Genomic DNA, 17,220 nt, shown 5'->3' with positions numbered 1-17,220 from the left:
AGAGTGATGAATCACCCCATCCGGGCAAGATCCGGACTTAACCCACTCGAATGCCGCATCCTTCGGTTTGACACCGCCCCTCCGGATGCGGTGTCCTTTTCTCTATGTCAGAGTTCGTCGGCCCCCGGAGCGGTTCCACCCTCCGCCGTGCCGTGAACTCTTGTTGTCGCCTCTGCTCCTGCTGTATCTAGGCGCCCGCGTCCCACCGCGCGCCGCCCCCAGGAAGCACAGAGGCCGCCCGCGATTCCCGTCCCAGGACATCCCGGATCCGGCTGATCCCGACGCCAGCCGACTCCTCCGAGGACGACTCCCGTGCGCATGATCCGCATCCGCAAGCGGAACCGCGACCGCAACAAGCTCGCCCGCCGCGGCCCCGCCACCGTCCGTACCGGCACCCCCGCCGACGCCAGGACCCGCCAGTGGGCCGACGGCCTCAGCGACGTCTCCATCGCCGGCGACCCGCTCGCCTTCCCGCACCTGGCCCGCACCGACCTGCCGGCCCACCCCACCACCGTCGCCGGGTACGCCCGGCTGGTGCGCGAGATCGCCGCCGACCGCGCCCGCTGGGAGCCGCTGGTCCGCTACGACGCGCTGACCCGCTGGTACGCCAGGCTGGAGACCGGCCCCAGCTACGAGGTCTGGCTGCTCAGCTGGCTGCCCGGCCAGTCCAGCGGCTTCCACGACCACGGCGAGTCCTCCGGCGTGATGAGCGTCGTCGAGGGCGAGCTGACCGAACGCTCCCTCACGCACGCGGGCGAGGGCGCCCGGGTCCTGCGGCCCGGCGGGCAGCGGGTGTTCTCCTCCGGCTACCTGCACGAGGTGGTCAACGGCGCGCTCGAACCCGCCGTCTCCATCCACCTCTACACCCCCGGCCTGACCGAGATGAACCAGTACGGCGCCACCGCCGTCCCCGAGCAGCACCCGGAGCGGCAGGACCGGGCCGGGACGCACTGATCACGGCCTGACGGGACGTCCGACCGTGGCAGGATGAACCACATGCGCATCGTGGCACTGGCAGGCGGAATCGGCGGAGCGCGCTTCCTGCGCGGACTCCGCGCGGCGGTCGGACCGCAGGACGAGATCACCGTGATCGGCAACACCGGTGACGACATCCACCTCTACGGCCTCAAGGTCTGCCCCGACCTCGACACCGTGATGTACACCCTCGGCGGCGGCATCCACGAGGAACAGGGCTGGGGCCGGACCGACGAGACCTGGTCGATCAAGGCCGAGATGAAGGAGTACGGCGTCGGCCCCGAGTGGTTCGGGCTCGGCGACCGCGACTTCGCCACCCACCTCGTGCGCAGCCAGATGCTCACCGCCGGGTACAGCCTCAGCCAGGTCACCGAGGCGCTGTGCGTGCGCTGGAAGCCGGGCGTGCGGCTGCTGCCGATGAGCGACGACCGGGTCGAGACCCACGTGCGGATCACCGACGAGCAGGGCAGCCGGGCGGTCCACTTCCAGGAGTACTGGGTCAGGCTGCACGCCGCGGTGGACGCCGAGGCGATCGTCCCGGTCGGCGCGGACACCGCCAAGCCCGCGCCCGGCGTGCTGGAGGCGATCGCCGAGGCGGACGTCATCCTCTTCCCGCCGTCCAACCCGGTGGTCTCGATCGGCACCATCCTCGCCGTCCCCGGCATCCGGGAGGCGATCGCCGGCGCGTCCGCGCCGGTGGTCGGGCTCTCCCCGATCATCGGCGGCGCGCCGGTGCGCGGCATGGCCGACAAGGTGCTCGCCGCGGTCGGCGTCGAGGCCACGGCGGAGGCGGTGGCGCTGGACTACGGCAGCAGGACGGCACCGCGGGGCGGTCCGGGCGAGGGCGGCGGGCGACGGGCGGGCCTGCTCGACGGGTGGCTGGTGGACACCGTCGACGAGGCCTCGGTGGCCGCCGTCGAGGCCGCCGGGATCGCCTGCCGGGCCGTCCCGCTGCTGATGACCGACGTCGAGGCCACCGCGGGGATGGCGCGTACGGCGCTGGCCCTGGCGGAGCAGGTCCGGAAGTGACCGCCTCGCTGGAGATCCTGGCGGTCCCCGGCATCCCCGAGGTCGAGGCCGGGGCGGACCTGGGCGAGCTGCTCGCCAAGGCGGGGACCTACCAGGACGGCGACATCCTGCTGGTCACCTCGAAGATCGTCAGCAAGGCCGAGGACCGGCTGCTGCACGCCACCGACCGCGAGGCCGCGATCGACGCCGAGACCGTCCGGCTGGTCGCCCGGCGCGGACCGATCCGGATCGTCGAGAACCGCAACGGCTTCGTCATGGCCGCCGCCGGCGTCGACGCCTCCAACACCGCCCCCGGCACCGTGCTGCTGCTGCCCGAGGACCCGGACGCCTCCGCCCGGGCGCTGCGGGCCCGGCTCCGGCAGCTCACCGGCCGCCGGCTCGCCGTCCTCGTCACCGACACCTTCGGACGGCCCTGGCGCAACGGGCTGACCGACGTGGCGATCGGCGCCGCCGGGCTCGCCGTCCTGGAGGACCACCGGGGACGCACCGACAGCCACGGCAACACGCTGGAGATGACCGTCACCGCGACCGCCGACGAACTCGCCGCCGCCGCCGACCTGGTGAAGGGCAAGGCCACCGGCGTCCCGGTGGCGGTCGTGCGCGGGCTCGGACACCTGGTCACCGCCGAGGACGGCGAGGGCGTCCGGCCACTGGTCCGGCCCTCCGTGGACGACATGTTCCGGCTCGGCACCTCCGAGGCGCTGCGGCAGGCCGTCACCCTGCGGCGCACCGTCCGCTCCTTCACCGCCGAGCCGGTCGACCCGGCCGCCGTCCGGCGGGCCGTCGCCGCCGCCGTCACCGCGCCCGCCCCGCACCACACCACCCCGTGGCGGTTCGTGCTGCTGGAGTCGGCGGACACCCGGGTACGGCTGCTCGACGCGATGCTCGCCGCCTGGCAGCGCGACCTGCGCGAACTCGACGGCTGGGACGAGGCGAAGATCGCCCGGCGCACCGCCCGCGGCGACGTCCTGCGCGACGCGCCGTACCTGGTGGTGCCCTGCCTGGTGACGGACGGATCGCACGACTACCCCGACCCGCGCCGGGCCGCCGCCGAACGGGAGATGTTCACCGTCGCCGCCGGCGCCGCCGTGCAGAACCTGCTGGTCGCCCTCACCGGCGAGGGCTACGGCTCCGCCTGGGTCTCGTCCACCATGTTCTGCCGCGACACCGTGCGGGAGGCACTGGACCTGCCGGCCGACTGGGACCCGATGGGCGCCGTCGCCGTCGGCCGCCCCGCCGAACCGCCGAAGGCCCGGCCGGAGCGGGGTGCCGACGCGTTCGTCGTGGTCCGGTAGGGGGGTTGCTGTTGGGAGCGGGGGCTTTCGGGAGGGTGGGGTGGCGGGGGCGGCTCCGGGGGTGGCCGCTCCGGGGGCTGGGTGATTTTCGGACTGCCCTGCTCGTGGGTGCGGTGCCCGACGGCGGTGGCAGTCTGAAAATCACCCGTCACGCCCCTCTCCGGGCCACCCCCTGCGCCGCCCCCGCCCGCGGCGCGTCCCTCTCGCCGGGGAGGGAGGGGGAGGGGCGGGGTGGGTGGGTGCGGACAGGTGGGTGGGTGGGGAAGAGCGGCGGGCTTGGGGGCAGGGGGCGGGCTGGGCTGGGTGTCTGTTGGGTTCCCGGGTCAGGTGGGGATGCCGGGGAAGGGGGTGGTGGGGGCGCCCCAGTGGTGGGCGCGGAGGGTGGTTTCGCGCAGGGCGGTGGCGGCGTGGTGGCGGTAGGGGGCGGAGATGGTGCCGGCCAGGTCGGCGTAGACGGTGGTCAGGCGGGTTTCGAGGTGGACGGCGAGCTTGGTGGCGTCCGCGGGGGAGGTGACGGGGAAGGGGAGCTGGTAGCCGCCGGCTGCGGGGGTGGGGGCGGCGGAGGCGGCGGTGAGGAGGCGTTGCCAGGCGTCGCGTTGGGCCTGGTGGGCGGCGTGGGTGGTGCGGGCGTCGGTGCGTTGGGGGTCGTCGGGGAGGTGGGCGCCGACCATGCCGTAGCCGTAGACGGCGGCGTGTTCGGCGCTGAGGGCGGCCTGGAGGGCGGGGACGGCGGCGACGGCGGCGGTGGGGCCGGAGGCGTCGCGGTTGTCGGGGGTGGTGACGGGGGTCCGGTCGCCGAGGGCCGCGGCGTGCAGGGCGTTGGAGGCGGCGATGGAGGCGAGTAGGCGGGCGAGGGGCGGCGTGACCTCGGCGAGGCCGTCGAGGCGGGCTTCGGCGGTCCGGCGTTCCAGGGCGGCCAGTTCGGCGAGGGTGGGGAGGGAGCGGGTCGGGGTGCCGCCGACCGGGGTGCCGGTGGGGGAGGGGCTGGACGGGCTGGAGCTGGGCAGGTCCTGGGCGAGGGCGGCGCGGTGCCGGGCGGTGTCGTCGCGCAGGGGCCGGAGCAGGGCGGTCTGGGCACCGGGGGCGGTGAGCAGGGTGTCGTAGGCGCCGAGCAGGAGGTCGGCGGCGCCGATCGCGCGGAGGCGGGCGGGGGTGTCCGGGTCGCGGGGCGGGGTGGGGTCCGCGGGGTGGTCGGTGGAGCCGCCGGTGCAGGCGGTGAGGGTGGTGAGCAGTCCGAGGGCCAGGAAGGTCCGTCGGCTGGGCGGCTGCATCGGGGTCACTCCGGGCGGGTACGGGAGGACGGCCTCCCCGCCTCCGCTCGTTGGCGTGAATGATTACAGAATCCCCACGTTCCCGTGTCCGGTTCGGGGATGCCGTGCCGGGTGTGAGCTTGCTCGCAGTGGGTGGTGCGCGAGCGGCCGGGGGCGGTCCGGAATCGGTGGTTGGGGGCTTCACCGGATAGGCTTTGGGCCGAGCTGTCGTGATCCGGTGTGGCACCGGGGACGCGGAGCGACCTTCTGACAACAGCAGACGCGGCCGAGGAGTCCACCCGGATGAGCACCACCCACACCGACCGGCTGCGAGCGTTGCTGGAGCCGCTGGCCGAGCAGGCCGGACTGGACCTGGAGGACGTCAGGGTCACCCGGGCGGGCAGCCGTCGGCAGGTGCAGATCGACGTCGACACCGACGACGGCGTGGACATGGACGCCATCGCCGAGTTCAGCCGGGTGGTCGGTGAGGCCCTGGACGGGTCGGACCTGATGGGGGACGACGCGTACCTGCTGGAGGTCGGCTCGCCGGGTGCGGAGCGTCCGCTGGTCCTGCCCCGGCACTGGCAGCGCGCCGAGGGTCGGCTGGCCAAGATCCACCTGGCGGACGGCGGGGAGATCGTCGCCCGGGTGCTGGAGGCCGACGAGGACGGCGCACTGGTCGAGGTGCAGCCGGTGAAGGGGCGTGGCCGCCCGAAGGAGCGCCGTCTGGCGTACGCCGAGGTGGCCCGGGCGCGCGTCCAGGTCGAGTTCAACCGCAAGGGTGACGACGAGCTCCTGGACGAGGCCGCGGACATCGACGAGGGGGACGACGGCACCGAGTGATTCCGGACGCCGTACGACCATGACGAACGTGACGAAAGACGAGGAGGCGTAGCCGTGGACATCGACATGAGTGCCCTGCGCACGCTGGTCAACGAGAAGAACATCCCCTTCGACCTGCTGGTCGAGTCCATCGAGTCGGCCCTCCTCACCGCGTACCACCGCACCGAGGGCTCGCGCCGTCGGGCCCGGGTGCACCTGGACCGCAAGAGCGGCCACGTCACCGTGTGGGCGATGGAGGACCCGGCGGAGCTGGACGAGGGCGTCGAGCCGAAGGAGTTCGACGACACCCCGAGCGGCTTCGGCCGGATCGCGTCCAGCATCGGCATCCAGGTGATGATGCAGCGGCTGCGCGACGCCGCCGACGACCAGACCTTCGGTGAGTACGCGGGCAAGGAGGGCGACATCGTCACCGGTGTCGTCCAGCAGGGCAACGACCCGAAGAACGTGCTGGTCGACATCGGCAAGCTGGAGGCCATCCTGCCGCCGCAGGAGCAGGTCCCGGGCGAGGACTACCGGCACGGCACCCGGCTGAAGTGCTACGTGGTGGCCGTGCGCCGCGGCGTGCGCGGGGCTTCGGTGACGCTGTCGCGCACCCACCCGAGCCTGGTGAAGAAGCTGTTCGCGCTGGAGGTCCCGGAGATCGCGGACGGCAGCGTGGAGATCGCGGCGATCGCCCGCGAGGCCGGCCACCGGACCAAGATCGCGGTCTGGTCGCGCCGCCAGGGCCTGAACGCCAAGGGCGCCTGTATCGGCCCGATGGGCGCCCGGGTGCGCGCCGTGATGGGCGAGCTGCACGGCGAGAAGATCGACATCGTCGACTGGTCCGAGGACCCGAGGGAGATGGTGGCCGCCGCCCTGTCGCCCGCGCGGGTGACCAGTGTGGAGATCGTGGACGCCGTCCAGCGCTCCGCGCGGGTGATCGTGCCGGACTACCAGCTGTCGCTGGCGATCGGCAAGGAGGGCCAGAACGCCCGCCTGGCCGCGCGTCTGACCGGCTGGCGGATCGACATCCGGCCGGACACCGAGGGCCAGGCCGAGGAATCGCAGGCCCGGTGATCAGTGTCGTCGTGGGCGTCCTCGTCGGTCCTCCGGGACCGGCAGGGCGGCGCCATGTCCCTTCGGAGGGGTAGACTTGCCTTCGTCTGGCCGGACGCATGTCCGAGCACGCCCGGAACGCACCTGCGTGGGCTGCCGCAAGCGCGCGGCCAAGCACCAGTTGTTGCGTGTCACGGCGGTCGAGGGCGAGTGCGTCCCTGATCCCCGTGGCGCACTCCCGGGCCGGGGCGCTCACGTGCACCCCGATCCGGCCTGCCTCGACCTCGCGGTCCGCCGTCGGGCGTTCCCCCGGGCCTTCCGGCTCCAGGGCGCGCTCGACACGGAGCGGCTCCGCGAGTTCATCGGGGAGCGGGCGGGCGGAGCCTCCTAGGCGGGCCGCCTTCCGCGACAGCCGCCGCTCGCGCGGCGGGGAACCACCGCAACAAGCCCAGCGCGCGGGCCGCCGCGCGCCGTGCCACCAGTCAGGTACCTCGCGATGTGGAAGTAGGTCGAGATTGCGATGAGCACTCGATGAGTACGCGATGAGTACGCGATGGGTACGCCCATGAAGTAGCGACAGTCCGGCGGACGAGACCCCCGGACTCATAGACAGGAGTGAAGTGGCTAAGGTCCGGGTTTATGAACTCGCCAAGGAGCTTGGCTTGGAGAGCAAGGCCGTCATGGCCAAGCTCACCGAGCTCGGCGAGTTCGTTCGTTCGGCGTCCTCGACGATCGAGGCGCCGGTCGTGCGCAAGTTGACTGACGCGCTTGGTGTGGCCCCCACCGGTGGTGGATCCGCCAAGCCGGGCCCGCGGAAGACCGCGGCGCCCTCCCCCGCTGCCGGCTCGGGTACCCCGAAGCCGGGGGCTCCGACCCCGGGTCCGCGCCCCAGCGCGACCCCTGGTCCCCGTCCGACCCCGGCTGCCGCCGCGCCTTCCGCGCCGGCCGCGGCCGCCCCCGCCGCTGCCGCCGCCCCGCGGCAGAGCGCGCCGACTCCGGGCCCGCGCCCGGCTGCGCGTCCCGCCGCTCCGGCGGCTCCGGCGGCCCCGGCCGCGCCCGCGGCCGAGTTCTCCTCGCCGGCTCCGGCCGGTGGTGACGCCCCGCGTCCGGCCACCCAGGCCCCGCGTCCGGCGGCGCAGGCCTCCGGCGGTGCCCGTCCGGGCCCGCGTCCGGCCGGCCCGCGTCCGGGCAACAACCCGTTCACCTCGGGTAGCGCCACCGGCATGGGCCGCCCCGGCGACCGCCGTCAGGGCGGTCAGGGTGGTGCCCCGCGTCCGGGTGGTGCCCAGGGCGGCGACCGTCCGCGTCCGGGTGGCGACCGTCCGCGTCCGGCCGGTGCTCCCGGTGCCGGTGCCCCGCGTCCGGGTGGCGACCGTCCGCGTCCCGCCGGTGCTCCCGGTGCCGGTGCCCCGCGTCCGGGTGGCGACCGTCCGCGTCCCGCCGGTGCTCCCGGTGCCGGTGCCCCGCGTCCCGGTGGCGACCGTCCGCGTCCCGACGGCATGCCCCGTCCGGCCGCGCCGCGTCCCGGTGGCCCGAGCCCGTCCGGCATGCCGCGCCCGAACCCGGGCATGATGCCGCAGCGTCCGGCCGGCCCGCGTCCGGGCCCGGGTGGCCGTGGTCCGGGTGGCCCCGGCGGCCGTCCGGGTGGTCCGGGTGGTGGCGGCGGCGGTGCCCGTCCCGGCTTCCAGGGCCGTCCGGCCGGTCCGGGCTCGCGCCCGGCCGGTGGCGGTGGCTTCGGCGGTCCGCGTCCCGGTGGCGGTGCCCCCGGCGGTGGCGGCGGCTTCGGCCCGCGTCCCGGCGGCTTCGGCGGTCGTCCCGGCGGCCCGGGTGCCCGTGGTGGCACGCAGGGTGCCTTCGGTCGTGGTCCGGGCGGTCGCCCGGCTCGTGGCCGCAAGTCGAAGCGGGCGAAGCGCCAGGAGTACGAGGCCATGCAGGCCCCGTCCGTCGGCGGTGTGATGCTGCCTCGCGGCAACGGCCAGACCGTTCGCCTGTCGAGCGGCGCCTCGCTGATGGACTTCGCGGAGAAGATCAACGCCAACCCGGCCGCGCTCGTCTCCGTCATGTTCAACCTCGGCGAGATGGTCACCGCGACGCAGTCGGTCTCCGACGCGACGCTGCAGCTGCTGGCCGACGAGATGGGCTTCCAGCTCGAGATCGTCAGCCGTGACGACGAGGACCGCGAGCTGCTGGAGTCGTTCGACATCGACTTCGGTGCCAACGAGGGCGACGAGGACCAGCTGGCCCCGCGCCCGCCGGTCGTCACCGTCATGGGTCACGTCGACCACGGTAAGACCCGCCTGCTGGACGCCATCCGCAAGTCGAACGTGGTGGCCGGCGAGGCCGGTGGCATCACCCAGCACATCGGTGCCTACCAGGTCGTCACCGAGGTGAACGGCGATCAGCGTCCGATCACCTTCCTCGACACCCCGGGTCACGAGGCGTTCTCCGCCATGCGTGCCCGTGGTGCCAAGTCCACCGACATCGCGATCCTGGTGGTCGCGGCCAACGACGGTGTCATGCCGCAGACGATCGAGGCGCTGAACCACGCCAAGGCCGCCGGTGTGCCGATCGTGGTCGCGGTCAACAAGATCGACGTCGAGGGCGCCGACCCGACCAAGGTCCGCGGTCAGCTGACCGAGTTCGGTCTGGTGGCCGAGGAGTACGGCGGCGACACCATGTTCGTCGACATCTCCGCCCGCCAGGGCCTGCACATCGACCAGCTGCTGGAGGCCGTGGTCCTGACCGCGGACGCCTCGCTGGACCTGCGGGCCAACCCGGAGCAGGACGCGCAGGGTATCGCCATCGAGGCGCACCTGGACAAGGGCCGTGGCGCCATGGCGACCGTGCTCGTGCAGCGCGGTACCCTCCGCGTCGGCGACTCGATCGTCGTGGGCGACGCCTACGGCCGCGTCCGCGCGATGCTGGACGAGAACGGCAACAGCCTCGCCGAGGCCGGCCCGTCCCGCCCGGTGCTGCTGCTCGGTCTGACCTCGGTGCCCCGCGCCGGCGACAGCTTCATCGTCGTCGACGAGGACCGCACCGCCCGTCAGATCGCCGAGAAGCGCTCGGCCCGCGACCGCAACGCCGCCTTCGCGCAGCGTCGGGTCCGGGTGTCCCTGGAGGACCTGGACAAGGCCATCGCCGCCGGCTCCATCGAGCAGCTCAACCTCATCATCAAGGGTGACGTCTCCGGTTCGGTCGAGGCCCTCGAGGACGCCCTGGTCAAGCTGGACGTGGGCGAGGAGGTCGAGCTCCGGGTCCTGCACCGCGGTGTGGGTGCCATCACCGAGTCCGACGTGGACCTGGCGATGGGCTCGGACGCCATCATCATCGGCTTCAACGTGCGCGCCGAAGGCCGTGCGCGCGCCGCGGCCGACAAGGAAGGCGTGGACGTCCGGTACTACTCGGTCATCTACCAGGCGATCGAGGAGATCGAGAACGCCCTCAAGGGCATGCTCAAGCCGGAGTACGAGGAGGTGCGCCTCGGCGCCGCGGAGATCCGCGAGGTCTTCCGCTCCTCCAAGTTCGGCAACATCGCCGGTGTCCTGGTCCGCGACGGCATCATCCGCCGCAACGCCAAGGCCCGCCTGCTGCGCGACGGCAAGGTCGTGGCGGAGAGCCTCACCATCGAGGGTCTGCGCCGCTTCAAGGACGACGCGACCGAGGTCCGCGAGGGCTTCGAGGCCGGTGTCACCCTGGGGTCGTTCAACGACATCAAGGTCGAGGACATCATCGAGACCTACGAGATGCGCGAGAAGCCGCGCGCCTAGTCGGTGTCAGCCGGGGCCGGTCGACGGGTGGTATTTCCGTCGACCGGCCCCGGTCTCGCTGTGTAGGGTCCGGGGTAGTCCAGACGTAGCGACGTCAGCCCGGTTCCGGGCTGCCCCCCGAGGCCTTCCAGGTCGGCGAGACCTGTCATACATGTTCGTGGGAACACTCACCTTCGACCTGCTGCTGGGCGACGTCCACTCGCTCAAGGAGAAGCGTTCGATCGTGCGGCCCATCGTGGCCGAACTGCAGCGCAAGTACAGCGTGTGCGCTGCCGAGACCGGGAACCAGGACCTGCACCGGCGGGCCGAGATCGGCCTGGCGGTGGTGGCCGGCGACGCCGGGTACGTCACCGAGGTCCTGGACAGCTGTGAGCGGTTGGTCGCCGGCCGCCCCGAGGTACAGCTCCTCTCCGCGAGGAGGAGGTACCACAACGACGACGACGAATGAGGACCGTGGAGGCGGCCGGCGGAAGTCGCCGTTCTCACACGGATCAGGACCGAGAGCGCCCGCAAGGCCGGGCGCGGGCCGGTACTTTGGGGCGTGGGCCCCGACGGGTGCGCAGTCCACCCGGGTACCGGGCCCACTGCACGAGGAGGCAAAGTGACCGACACCGCAAGGGCGCGCAAGCTCGCCGACCGCATCCAGGTGGTCGTCGCCCAGACCCTGGAACGGCGGATCAAGGACCCCCGTCTGGGGTTCGTGACCATCACCGACACCAGGGTGACCGGAGACCTGCGCGAGGCCACCGTCTTCTACACCGTCTTCGGTGACGAGACCGAGCGCGAGGCCACCGCGGCCGCGCTGGAGAGCGCCAAGGGCGTGATCCGCTCCGAGGTCGGCAAGATCGGGGTGCGCTTCACCCCGACGCTGACCTTCGTCGCGGACGCGCTGCCGGACAACGCCAGGAACATCGACGACCTGCTCGACCGGGCCCGCAGCTCCGACGCCGCGGTGCGCACCCAGGCGGCCGGGGCGGACTACGCCGGCGCCGCGGACCCGTACCGGGTCCCGGCGTCCGAGCGTGACGACGAGGACGAGTAGTCATGGCGGGTGAGCCGGCGCAGGCCGCCCCGCGAGCCGGCTCGACCACCACGGGGGCGCCCTCCACCAGCACGGTGGAGGGTGCCCTCGCGGCGCTCCCCGGCCCGCGCGCCGAGGAGAGCGGGTTCGAGCTGGTCTGGCAGCAGGCGGTGGCGGAGATCGGGCGGGCCCGTTCGATCGACCTGATCTGCCACATCTGCCCGGACGGCGACGCGCTGGGCTCCTCGCTGGCCGCCGCACTGGCGCTGCGCGCGCTCGGCAAGCAGGTCCGGGTCTCGTTCGGCGACGACCCGCAGGTCGTGCCCGAGTCGCTGGCCTTCCTGCCGGGGCAGGAGCTGATCGTGCCCGCGGCCGGGGTGCCGGACGTGCCCGAGCTGGTGCTCTGCTTCGACGTGGCCGCGGAGAGCCGGCTCGGCCTGCTGCACGACAAGGCCTTCGCCGCGCCCGTCCTGGTGGTGTTCGACCACCACGCCTCCAACCCGGGCTTCGGCACCCACCAGCTGATCGACCCGACCGCGCCGGCCACCGCGGTGCTGGTCGACGAACTGCTGCGCCGGCTCGGCGTCGAACTCGACCGGGACCTGGCCACCTGCCTCTACACCGGTGTCGCCACCGACACCGGTTCCTTCAAGTACCGGGCCACCACGCCCGCCACCCACGAACTGGCCGGCCGGCTGCTGGCCACCGGCATCCGGCACGACCTGATCTCCCGGCAGCTGTGGGACACCTCCTCCTTCGGCTACCTCAAGGTGCTCGCGGGCGCGCTCGACCGGGCCGTCTACGAGCCGGAGGCGGCCGGTGGGCTGGGTCTGGTGTGGACCTGGGTGCCGTACCAGGACCTCGCGCTGTTCAGCGTCACGGTCGAGGAGATCGAGGGGCTGATCGACATCCTGCGCCGCCCGGCCGAGGCCGAGGTGGCGCTGGTGCTCAAGCAGGACCCGGACGGCACGCTGCGCGGCTCCTCGCGTTCCAAGGGCGCGGTGGACGTCGCCGCGGCCTGCGCCGAACTGGGCGGCGGGGGACACGTCTTCGCGGCCGGGTTCAGCGTCCGGGAGGACGTGGCCCCGGTGGTCGAGCGGTTCCGGGGCGCGCTGCGACCGGTACGTTGATCGTTCCTCCTGTCATTCAGAGAAAGAACCCGAAGAACTCGATGAAGCGCAAAGGCACCGGCCCCGACGGCCTGGTGATCGTCGACAAGCCCGAAGGCATCACGTCGCACGGGGTCGTCGCCAAACTGCGGTGGCTGGCCGGGACGCGGAAGGTCGGCCACGCCGGCACGCTGGACCCGATGGCCACCGGCGTGCTGGTGATCGGCATCGAGCGGGCCACCCGGCTGCTCGGCCACCTGATGCTCACCGCCAAGACCTACGAGGCGACCATCAGGCTCGGCCAGACCACCGTCACCGACGACCGCGAGGGCGAGGTCACCTCCTCGACCGCGGCCGGCGCGGTCGCCAGGGAGGCGATCGACGCCGGGATCGCGGCGCTCACCGGCGAGATCCTGCAGGTGCCGTCCAAGGTGAGCGCGATCAAGATCGACGGCAAGCGCTCGTACGCGCGGGTGCGCGAGGGCGAGGACTTCGAGCTCGCGGCCAGGCCGACCACGATCCACTCGTTCACGGTGCACGGGCAGCGCGCGGCGGTCGCCGAGGACGGCACGCCGGTGATCGACCTGGACGTCACCGTCGAGTGCTCCTCCGGCACCTACATCCGGGCGCTGGCCAGGGACCTCGGCGCCGGGCTCGGTGTCGGCGGGCACCTGACCGCGCTGCGGCGCACCAGGGTCGGGCCGTACGGGGTGGAGTCGGCGCGCACCCTGGAGCAGCTGGAGGCCGAGGTCACCGGCGAGTCCGCCAAGGGTCTGGAGGTGCTGCCGATCGGGGAGGCCGCGGCGGCCGCCTTCCCGCGCTGGGACCTGGACGAGGCCTCGGCGCAGAAGCTGTCGCACGGTGCCCGGCTGAAGGCGCCGGGGATGGGTGTGGACGGGCCGATCGCGGTGTTCGGGCCGGACGGGCGCTTCCTCGCGCTGGTCGAGGAGAACGGCGGACAGGCGAAGCCGGTCGCGGTCTTCGTCGGCTGACGGTCCCGTGCCGTTCCGAGCCCCCGTCGGGAGTCATCCCGACGGGGGCTCTCCCGTTCCCGGATTCCCTTCACCCGGACGAGGGAGCGCGCGAAGTGTTCGCCGGTGGTGAGCGGCGCGGGCGTGGTCGGGCCGCCGCTCCGGCGGGCAGGCTCCCGGCGGCGGGCGAGCAGCGGGCGAGCGGCGGCGGAGAGGACACGGGATGCCGGGGTGTGCGGAGGGCGATCCGGGGCGGTACCTGCTGCGGATCCGCGACCTCGACGGGCGGCTGCGCGGCCTGGGGTTCGTCGCCGGCCCGCAGGGGAGCGTCCTGACCGCGCACGAGAGCGTGGCCGGCCTGGACCGGGTCGTCCTGCACACCCCCGGCGGGCAGAGCCGGGTGCTCGGCCCGGAGGCGGTCCTGCCGCTGCCCGAGCACGGGCTGGCCCTGCTGCGCACCGACGCGGTCGGCGGACTGCCGGTGCCGCCGCTGCCGCCGACCGCCGTCGGGGCCGGGCCCGAGGTGCTGCTGCCCGCGCTGGCGGGCGAGGACGGCCGGGTGGTCGTGCTGCGCTGCGGGCTGCTCGGGATCACCGGCGCGGTGTACCGCGGGCACCGGCTGGACGGGGTCCTGCTGCTGGACGTGCCGGTGGTCGGCGGGGTCACGGTGCCGGCCGGCTCGCCGGTGCTGGACGCCCGCAGCGGGGCGGTGGTCGCCCTAGCCTCGCCCGCCGTGCGCGGGCCCGGGACCGGTGGGGCGCTGGCGGCCGTGGCGGCCCTGGCGGCCGGGGGAGGCAGTCGGGGCGCCGAGGCACCGGCCGGGCTGTCGGCGGGCAACGTGGCGGCGGTGCCCGGGTACGGGCCGGCGCTCGGCCTGGCCGGGGTGCTGCGGCTGACCGCCGCCCAGCTGGCGGCCGCCGGCGCCGGGCCGGGGCGGGTGGCCCACCTGGCCGCCGACCGGGTGGACCGGCCGGACGGCCTGGCCGGGGACGAGCCCGCCGCGACCCTCACCGCGCTGGTCGGCGCCCCCGGCAGCGGGCGCACCACCGAGCTGGCCGCGCTGGCCGCCCGCCGGGGTGCCGCCGCCCACCCGCTGCCCACCCTCTGGCTGCGCGGCGCGGACCTGCGCGCCGGGGACCGCTCGCTCGCCGAGCCGGTGGAACGGGCGCTGGCCGCCGCGGCGGCCGCACTCGGCACCCCGGCGCCCGCGCCGGAGCCGGTGGCGGCCCTGTGCGCGGCGGCCGGCCGGCCGCTGCTGGTGGTCCTGGACGGCCCCGAGGAGGCCCCGCTGCCGGTGGACGCGCGCTGGCTGCGCGGCGCCGGGCAGTGGCTGACCGGCTGCGGGGCCCGGCTGGTGACGGCCTGCGGCGAGGAACTGTGGGAGCGGCTCGCGGCCGAGGACTGGGGGAGCGGCGGCCCGGGACCGCGGCGCGCGGAGGAGCCGCACCCGGACGGCGACCTGGGCAGCGCCCCCACCGTACGGATGGACGGCCGTGGCCCGGGCGGGCCGAGCCTGGCCGGTCAGCGGCTCGGCCCGCTGCCCCCCGAGGCGGCCGAGCGGGTGCGCCGCCGGTACGGGCTGCCGCCGGGCCACCCGGCCGCCGCCGAGGACGCGCGGCACCCGCTGGCCGTCCGGCTGGCCGGGGAGCTGTGGGCCCAGGGACTGCGCGACGGTCCGCTGTGCCGGGGCGAGCTGTTCGGCGCCTTCCTGGACCTGCGCTGCCTGCGGGTGGCCTGGCGGCTGGCCGAGGACGGCCGGCCGCGCCGCCCGGGCGCCCACCGCAGGGGCGCGGTGCGGCCGGGCGGTCCGCGGCACGGGCGGGAGCGCCGGCTCGCGGCGGCGGTGGCCGGGCGGGTGCACGAGGCGGCCCGGCGGATGCTCGGCGGAGAGGCGGGCGGCGGGCTGGACCGGGCCGTCTTCGAGGAGCTGTTCCCGGTCGAGGGCGGCTGGGCCACGGCGGTGCTCGCCGAGGGGCTGTTCGTCCCGGCCGGTCCCGGATTCCGCTTCGCGCACGGGGAGTTCGCGGACTGGTTGCAGGGCCGGCACCTGGATCTGGACGCCGCCCTGCGGCTGCTGCTCGGCGAGGCCGAGGACACCCCGCCGTGGCCCGCGGACGAGCCTTCGTGGCCCACGGACGAGCGGCCGTGGCCCGGGGACGAGCCGCCGCCCGAGGACCCGGCCGGGGGAGCGGGCCAGGGCCTGGACGCCGGGGCGAGCGCCGTCCCCCGGCACCGGATCGGCCCGGTCGCCGCCGCGCTGCGCCGGGTCGCCGAGACCTGGGGCGCCGGCGCGCTCGATCCGTGGCTGCACCGGATCTGGCGCGCCCTGGACCTGCGCCCGCCGGGCAGCGAACCCGCCTGGTGGGCGGCAAGGCTGCTCGCCGCGGGCCTGGCCGCCAGCCCGGAACCGGCCGAACACCGGGCGCTGCTCGACCAGTTGGCGGCCCGGATCGCCGAGCGGGCGGGCCCGGTGGGGGCGGCGGCGCTCCCGGCGGCCGGGCTCGGCCGCTTCGGCCCGGCCTTCTGGACCGGCCTCGGCCTGCCCGTCGAGGACGAACTCGCCCTGCTGCGCCGCCTGGTGGCCGCCGACGGCCCGGGGCAGCGCTTCCTCGGCGTGGTGGCCGGGCGGCTGCGCGCCGACCCGGTCACGGTGTTCCCGCTGCTGTGCGCCTGGTTCGAGGACGTGCGCGGCCTGCCGGGCCGTCCCGGCCGTACCGTCGCCGACCTCGCCCACGACCTGCTGCACGCCCACCGCCGGCTCGCGCTGGACGAGCTGGCCGACGCCCTGGCCGCCGCCGCGCACCCGAGGGCGGACGCGCTGCTCACCGTGCTCGCCGCCGAGGAGCCGTCCGCGCTCTGCCGCGCGGTGGACCGCTGGAGCCACGACCGGCGGCCCGAACGGCACGTCGCGGCCGCCGTGCACGCGCTGCGGACCGCCCCGTACGCCTCCGGTGCCGGGGCGGAGCTGCTGCGCCACACCGCGTTCGCGCTGCTCGCCCGCGAGGACGAGCCGGGCCTGCACGGCGCCGCGCTGGCGCTGCTGGCCGGCGATCCGGCGACCCGGGCCGGGTACCTGCCGGCCGCGCTCGCCCGGCTCAGGGCGGGCGGCGACGCCCTCCTCACCCCGCGGGCGCTCGCCCCGGCCCTGGAGAGCGACCCGGAACCCGTCCTGGCCGCGCTCGCCGACCGGGCGGCCGCCCCCGGCGGGGCCCCCGCCGAGACGCTGCGGGTGCTCGCCGACGCGGTGGCCCCGGCCGCCGTCCGGCGGGGCGCCGAGCTGGCGGCCCGGCTGCTGCGGGCGGACCCGGTTTTGGCCGGCCCGGTCGCCGTCGACTACCTCGGCCGCCGGCTGGCGCGTGCCGTCGCCGTCGGCCCGGCGGACCGGCTGGAGCTGCGGGCGCTGCTCGGCGCCGCGCTGGCCGCCCGCAGCGCGGCGGTCCGGCGGCCGTTCGCCGAGGCGCTGTCCGTCCCGGTGGCCGACCCGGCGGCGGACGCGCTGCGCTGCGAGCTGCTGGACACCCTGCTCGCCACCGAGACCGACCCGGCGGTGCTGACCGCGACCGTGGAGCGGCTCGCCGAGCACTGCGCGGCCGAGAACCCGGCCCGGGCCCGGGCGGTGCTGGCCAGGGCCACCCCGGGGCTGCCGGGCGCGGACGACCTGCTGCTGCGCTGCGCCGGGCGGTCGGCGGCCTTCGCCGGGCTGCTCGCCCGGTGGCCGTCCGGGGCCGCGCCGACCGCCGCGGACGGCCCCCGGACGGCCCGGACGCCGGTCCTGACGGGGGCCGGGAGAGCCCCTCAGCGCGCCGCCGCCGAGGCCGAGCGGGCGGTGCCCCGGTCGGCCGACGGGGCCGTCGGTGCGCTCAACCCGTATTCCGGTGCCTGAGCCGGGGCAGGCGCATGGCACGCTATAGGGGTTCGGTTG

At 75.2% G+C, this 17,220-nt stretch carries 13 protein-coding genes; 12 read left to right on the top strand and 1 reads right to left on the bottom strand.

Annotated features, from left to right (window positions below; translation table 11 throughout):
- Positions 1–312 precede the first annotated feature (312 nt).
- Genes ACIQOW_RS38790 through ACIQOW_RS38780 form a run of 3 tightly spaced genes read left to right on the top strand, consistent with a single transcriptional unit; the run spans position 313 to position 3,299 of the window.
- Positions 313–954 carry a cysteine dioxygenase gene (locus ACIQOW_RS38790; RefSeq protein WP_401092561.1) on the top strand — a complete coding sequence of 214 codons (642 nt, stop codon included), beginning with the start codon at positions 313–315 and terminating at the stop codon, positions 952–954.
- Between the two features lie 42 nt (positions 955–996).
- Positions 997–2,004: a 2-phospho-L-lactate transferase gene (gene cofD, locus ACIQOW_RS38785; protein WP_401092559.1), complete on the top strand. Its 1,008-nt coding sequence runs from the start codon at positions 997–999 to the stop codon at positions 2,002–2,004.
- Positions 2,001–3,299 (top strand): coenzyme F420-0:L-glutamate ligase, encoded by a 1,299-nt coding sequence (locus tag ACIQOW_RS38780; RefSeq protein WP_401092557.1) that lies wholly within the window; start codon positions 2,001–2,003, stop codon positions 3,297–3,299. Before cofD ends, ACIQOW_RS38780 begins: the two co-directional genes overlap by 4 nt.
- A gap of 323 nt (positions 3,300–3,622) precedes the next feature.
- Here the strand turns inward: ACIQOW_RS38780 and ACIQOW_RS38775 are convergent, their stop codons facing one another.
- Positions 3,623–4,570 carry a ferritin-like domain-containing protein gene (locus ACIQOW_RS38775; RefSeq protein WP_401092555.1) on the bottom strand — a complete coding sequence of 316 codons (948 nt, stop codon included), beginning with the start codon at positions 4,568–4,570 and terminating at the stop codon, positions 3,623–3,625.
- A 282-nt stretch (positions 4,571–4,852) separates the two neighbouring features.
- Here ACIQOW_RS38775 and rimP point away from each other — a divergent pair, with 282 nt between their 5' ends.
- The 9 genes from rimP to ACIQOW_RS38730 all read left to right on the top strand — a co-directional run bounded on the left by rimP (position 4,853) and on the right by ACIQOW_RS38730 (position 17,181).
- Positions 4,853–5,392: a ribosome maturation factor RimP gene (gene rimP / locus ACIQOW_RS38770; protein ID WP_188301487.1), complete on the top strand. Its 540-nt coding sequence runs from the start codon at positions 4,853–4,855 to the stop codon at positions 5,390–5,392.
- Positions 5,393–5,446: 54 nt separating this feature from the next.
- Positions 5,447–6,448: a transcription termination factor NusA gene (gene nusA, locus ACIQOW_RS38765; protein WP_401092552.1), complete on the top strand. Its 1,002-nt coding sequence runs from the start codon at positions 5,447–5,449 to the stop codon at positions 6,446–6,448.
- A 76-nt stretch (positions 6,449–6,524) separates the two neighbouring features.
- The gene (locus tag ACIQOW_RS38760; RefSeq protein WP_224282505.1) at positions 6,525–6,818 is read left to right on the top strand and encodes a YlxR family protein; all 294 of its coding nucleotides are present in this window, start codon (positions 6,525–6,527) and stop codon (positions 6,816–6,818) included.
- 229 nt (positions 6,819–7,047) lie between these two features.
- The gene (gene infB / locus ACIQOW_RS38755; protein ID WP_401092550.1) at positions 7,048–10,197 is read left to right on the top strand and encodes a translation initiation factor IF-2; all 3,150 of its coding nucleotides are present in this window, start codon (positions 7,048–7,050) and stop codon (positions 10,195–10,197) included.
- Between the two features lie 151 nt (positions 10,198–10,348).
- Positions 10,349–10,645 carry a DUF503 domain-containing protein gene (locus tag ACIQOW_RS38750; protein WP_401092548.1) on the top strand — a complete coding sequence of 99 codons (297 nt, stop codon included), beginning with the start codon at positions 10,349–10,351 and terminating at the stop codon, positions 10,643–10,645.
- Positions 10,646–10,798: 153 nt separating this feature from the next.
- Positions 10,799–11,239, top strand: coding sequence for a 30S ribosome-binding factor RbfA (gene rbfA, locus ACIQOW_RS38745; protein WP_401092546.1), 441 nt, complete (start codon positions 10,799–10,801; stop codon positions 11,237–11,239).
- Positions 11,240–11,241: 2 nt separating this feature from the next.
- A complete protein-coding gene (locus ACIQOW_RS38740) occupies positions 11,242–12,348 on the top strand; it encodes a bifunctional oligoribonuclease/PAP phosphatase NrnA (RefSeq protein ID WP_401092544.1) in 1,107 nt (368 codons plus the stop codon).
- Positions 12,349–12,389: 41 nt separating this feature from the next.
- A complete protein-coding gene (gene truB, locus ACIQOW_RS38735) occupies positions 12,390–13,319 on the top strand; it encodes a tRNA pseudouridine(55) synthase TruB (RefSeq protein WP_401092542.1) in 930 nt (309 codons plus the stop codon).
- Positions 13,320–13,521: 202 nt separating this feature from the next.
- Positions 13,522–17,181 (top strand): serine protease, encoded by a 3,660-nt coding sequence (locus ACIQOW_RS38730; protein ID WP_401092540.1) that lies wholly within the window; start codon positions 13,522–13,524, stop codon positions 17,179–17,181.
- Positions 17,182–17,220: the final 39 nt, after the last annotated feature.

Origin of the sequence: Kitasatospora sp. NPDC091335, from assembly GCF_044757205.1 — a bacterium.
In the GTDB taxonomy this organism is placed as follows: Bacteria; Actinomycetota; Actinomycetes; order Streptomycetales; family Streptomycetaceae; genus Kitasatospora.
The sequence above is the reverse complement of the archived record's forward strand: the minus strand, read 5'-3'. Positions and strand labels throughout refer to the sequence as shown.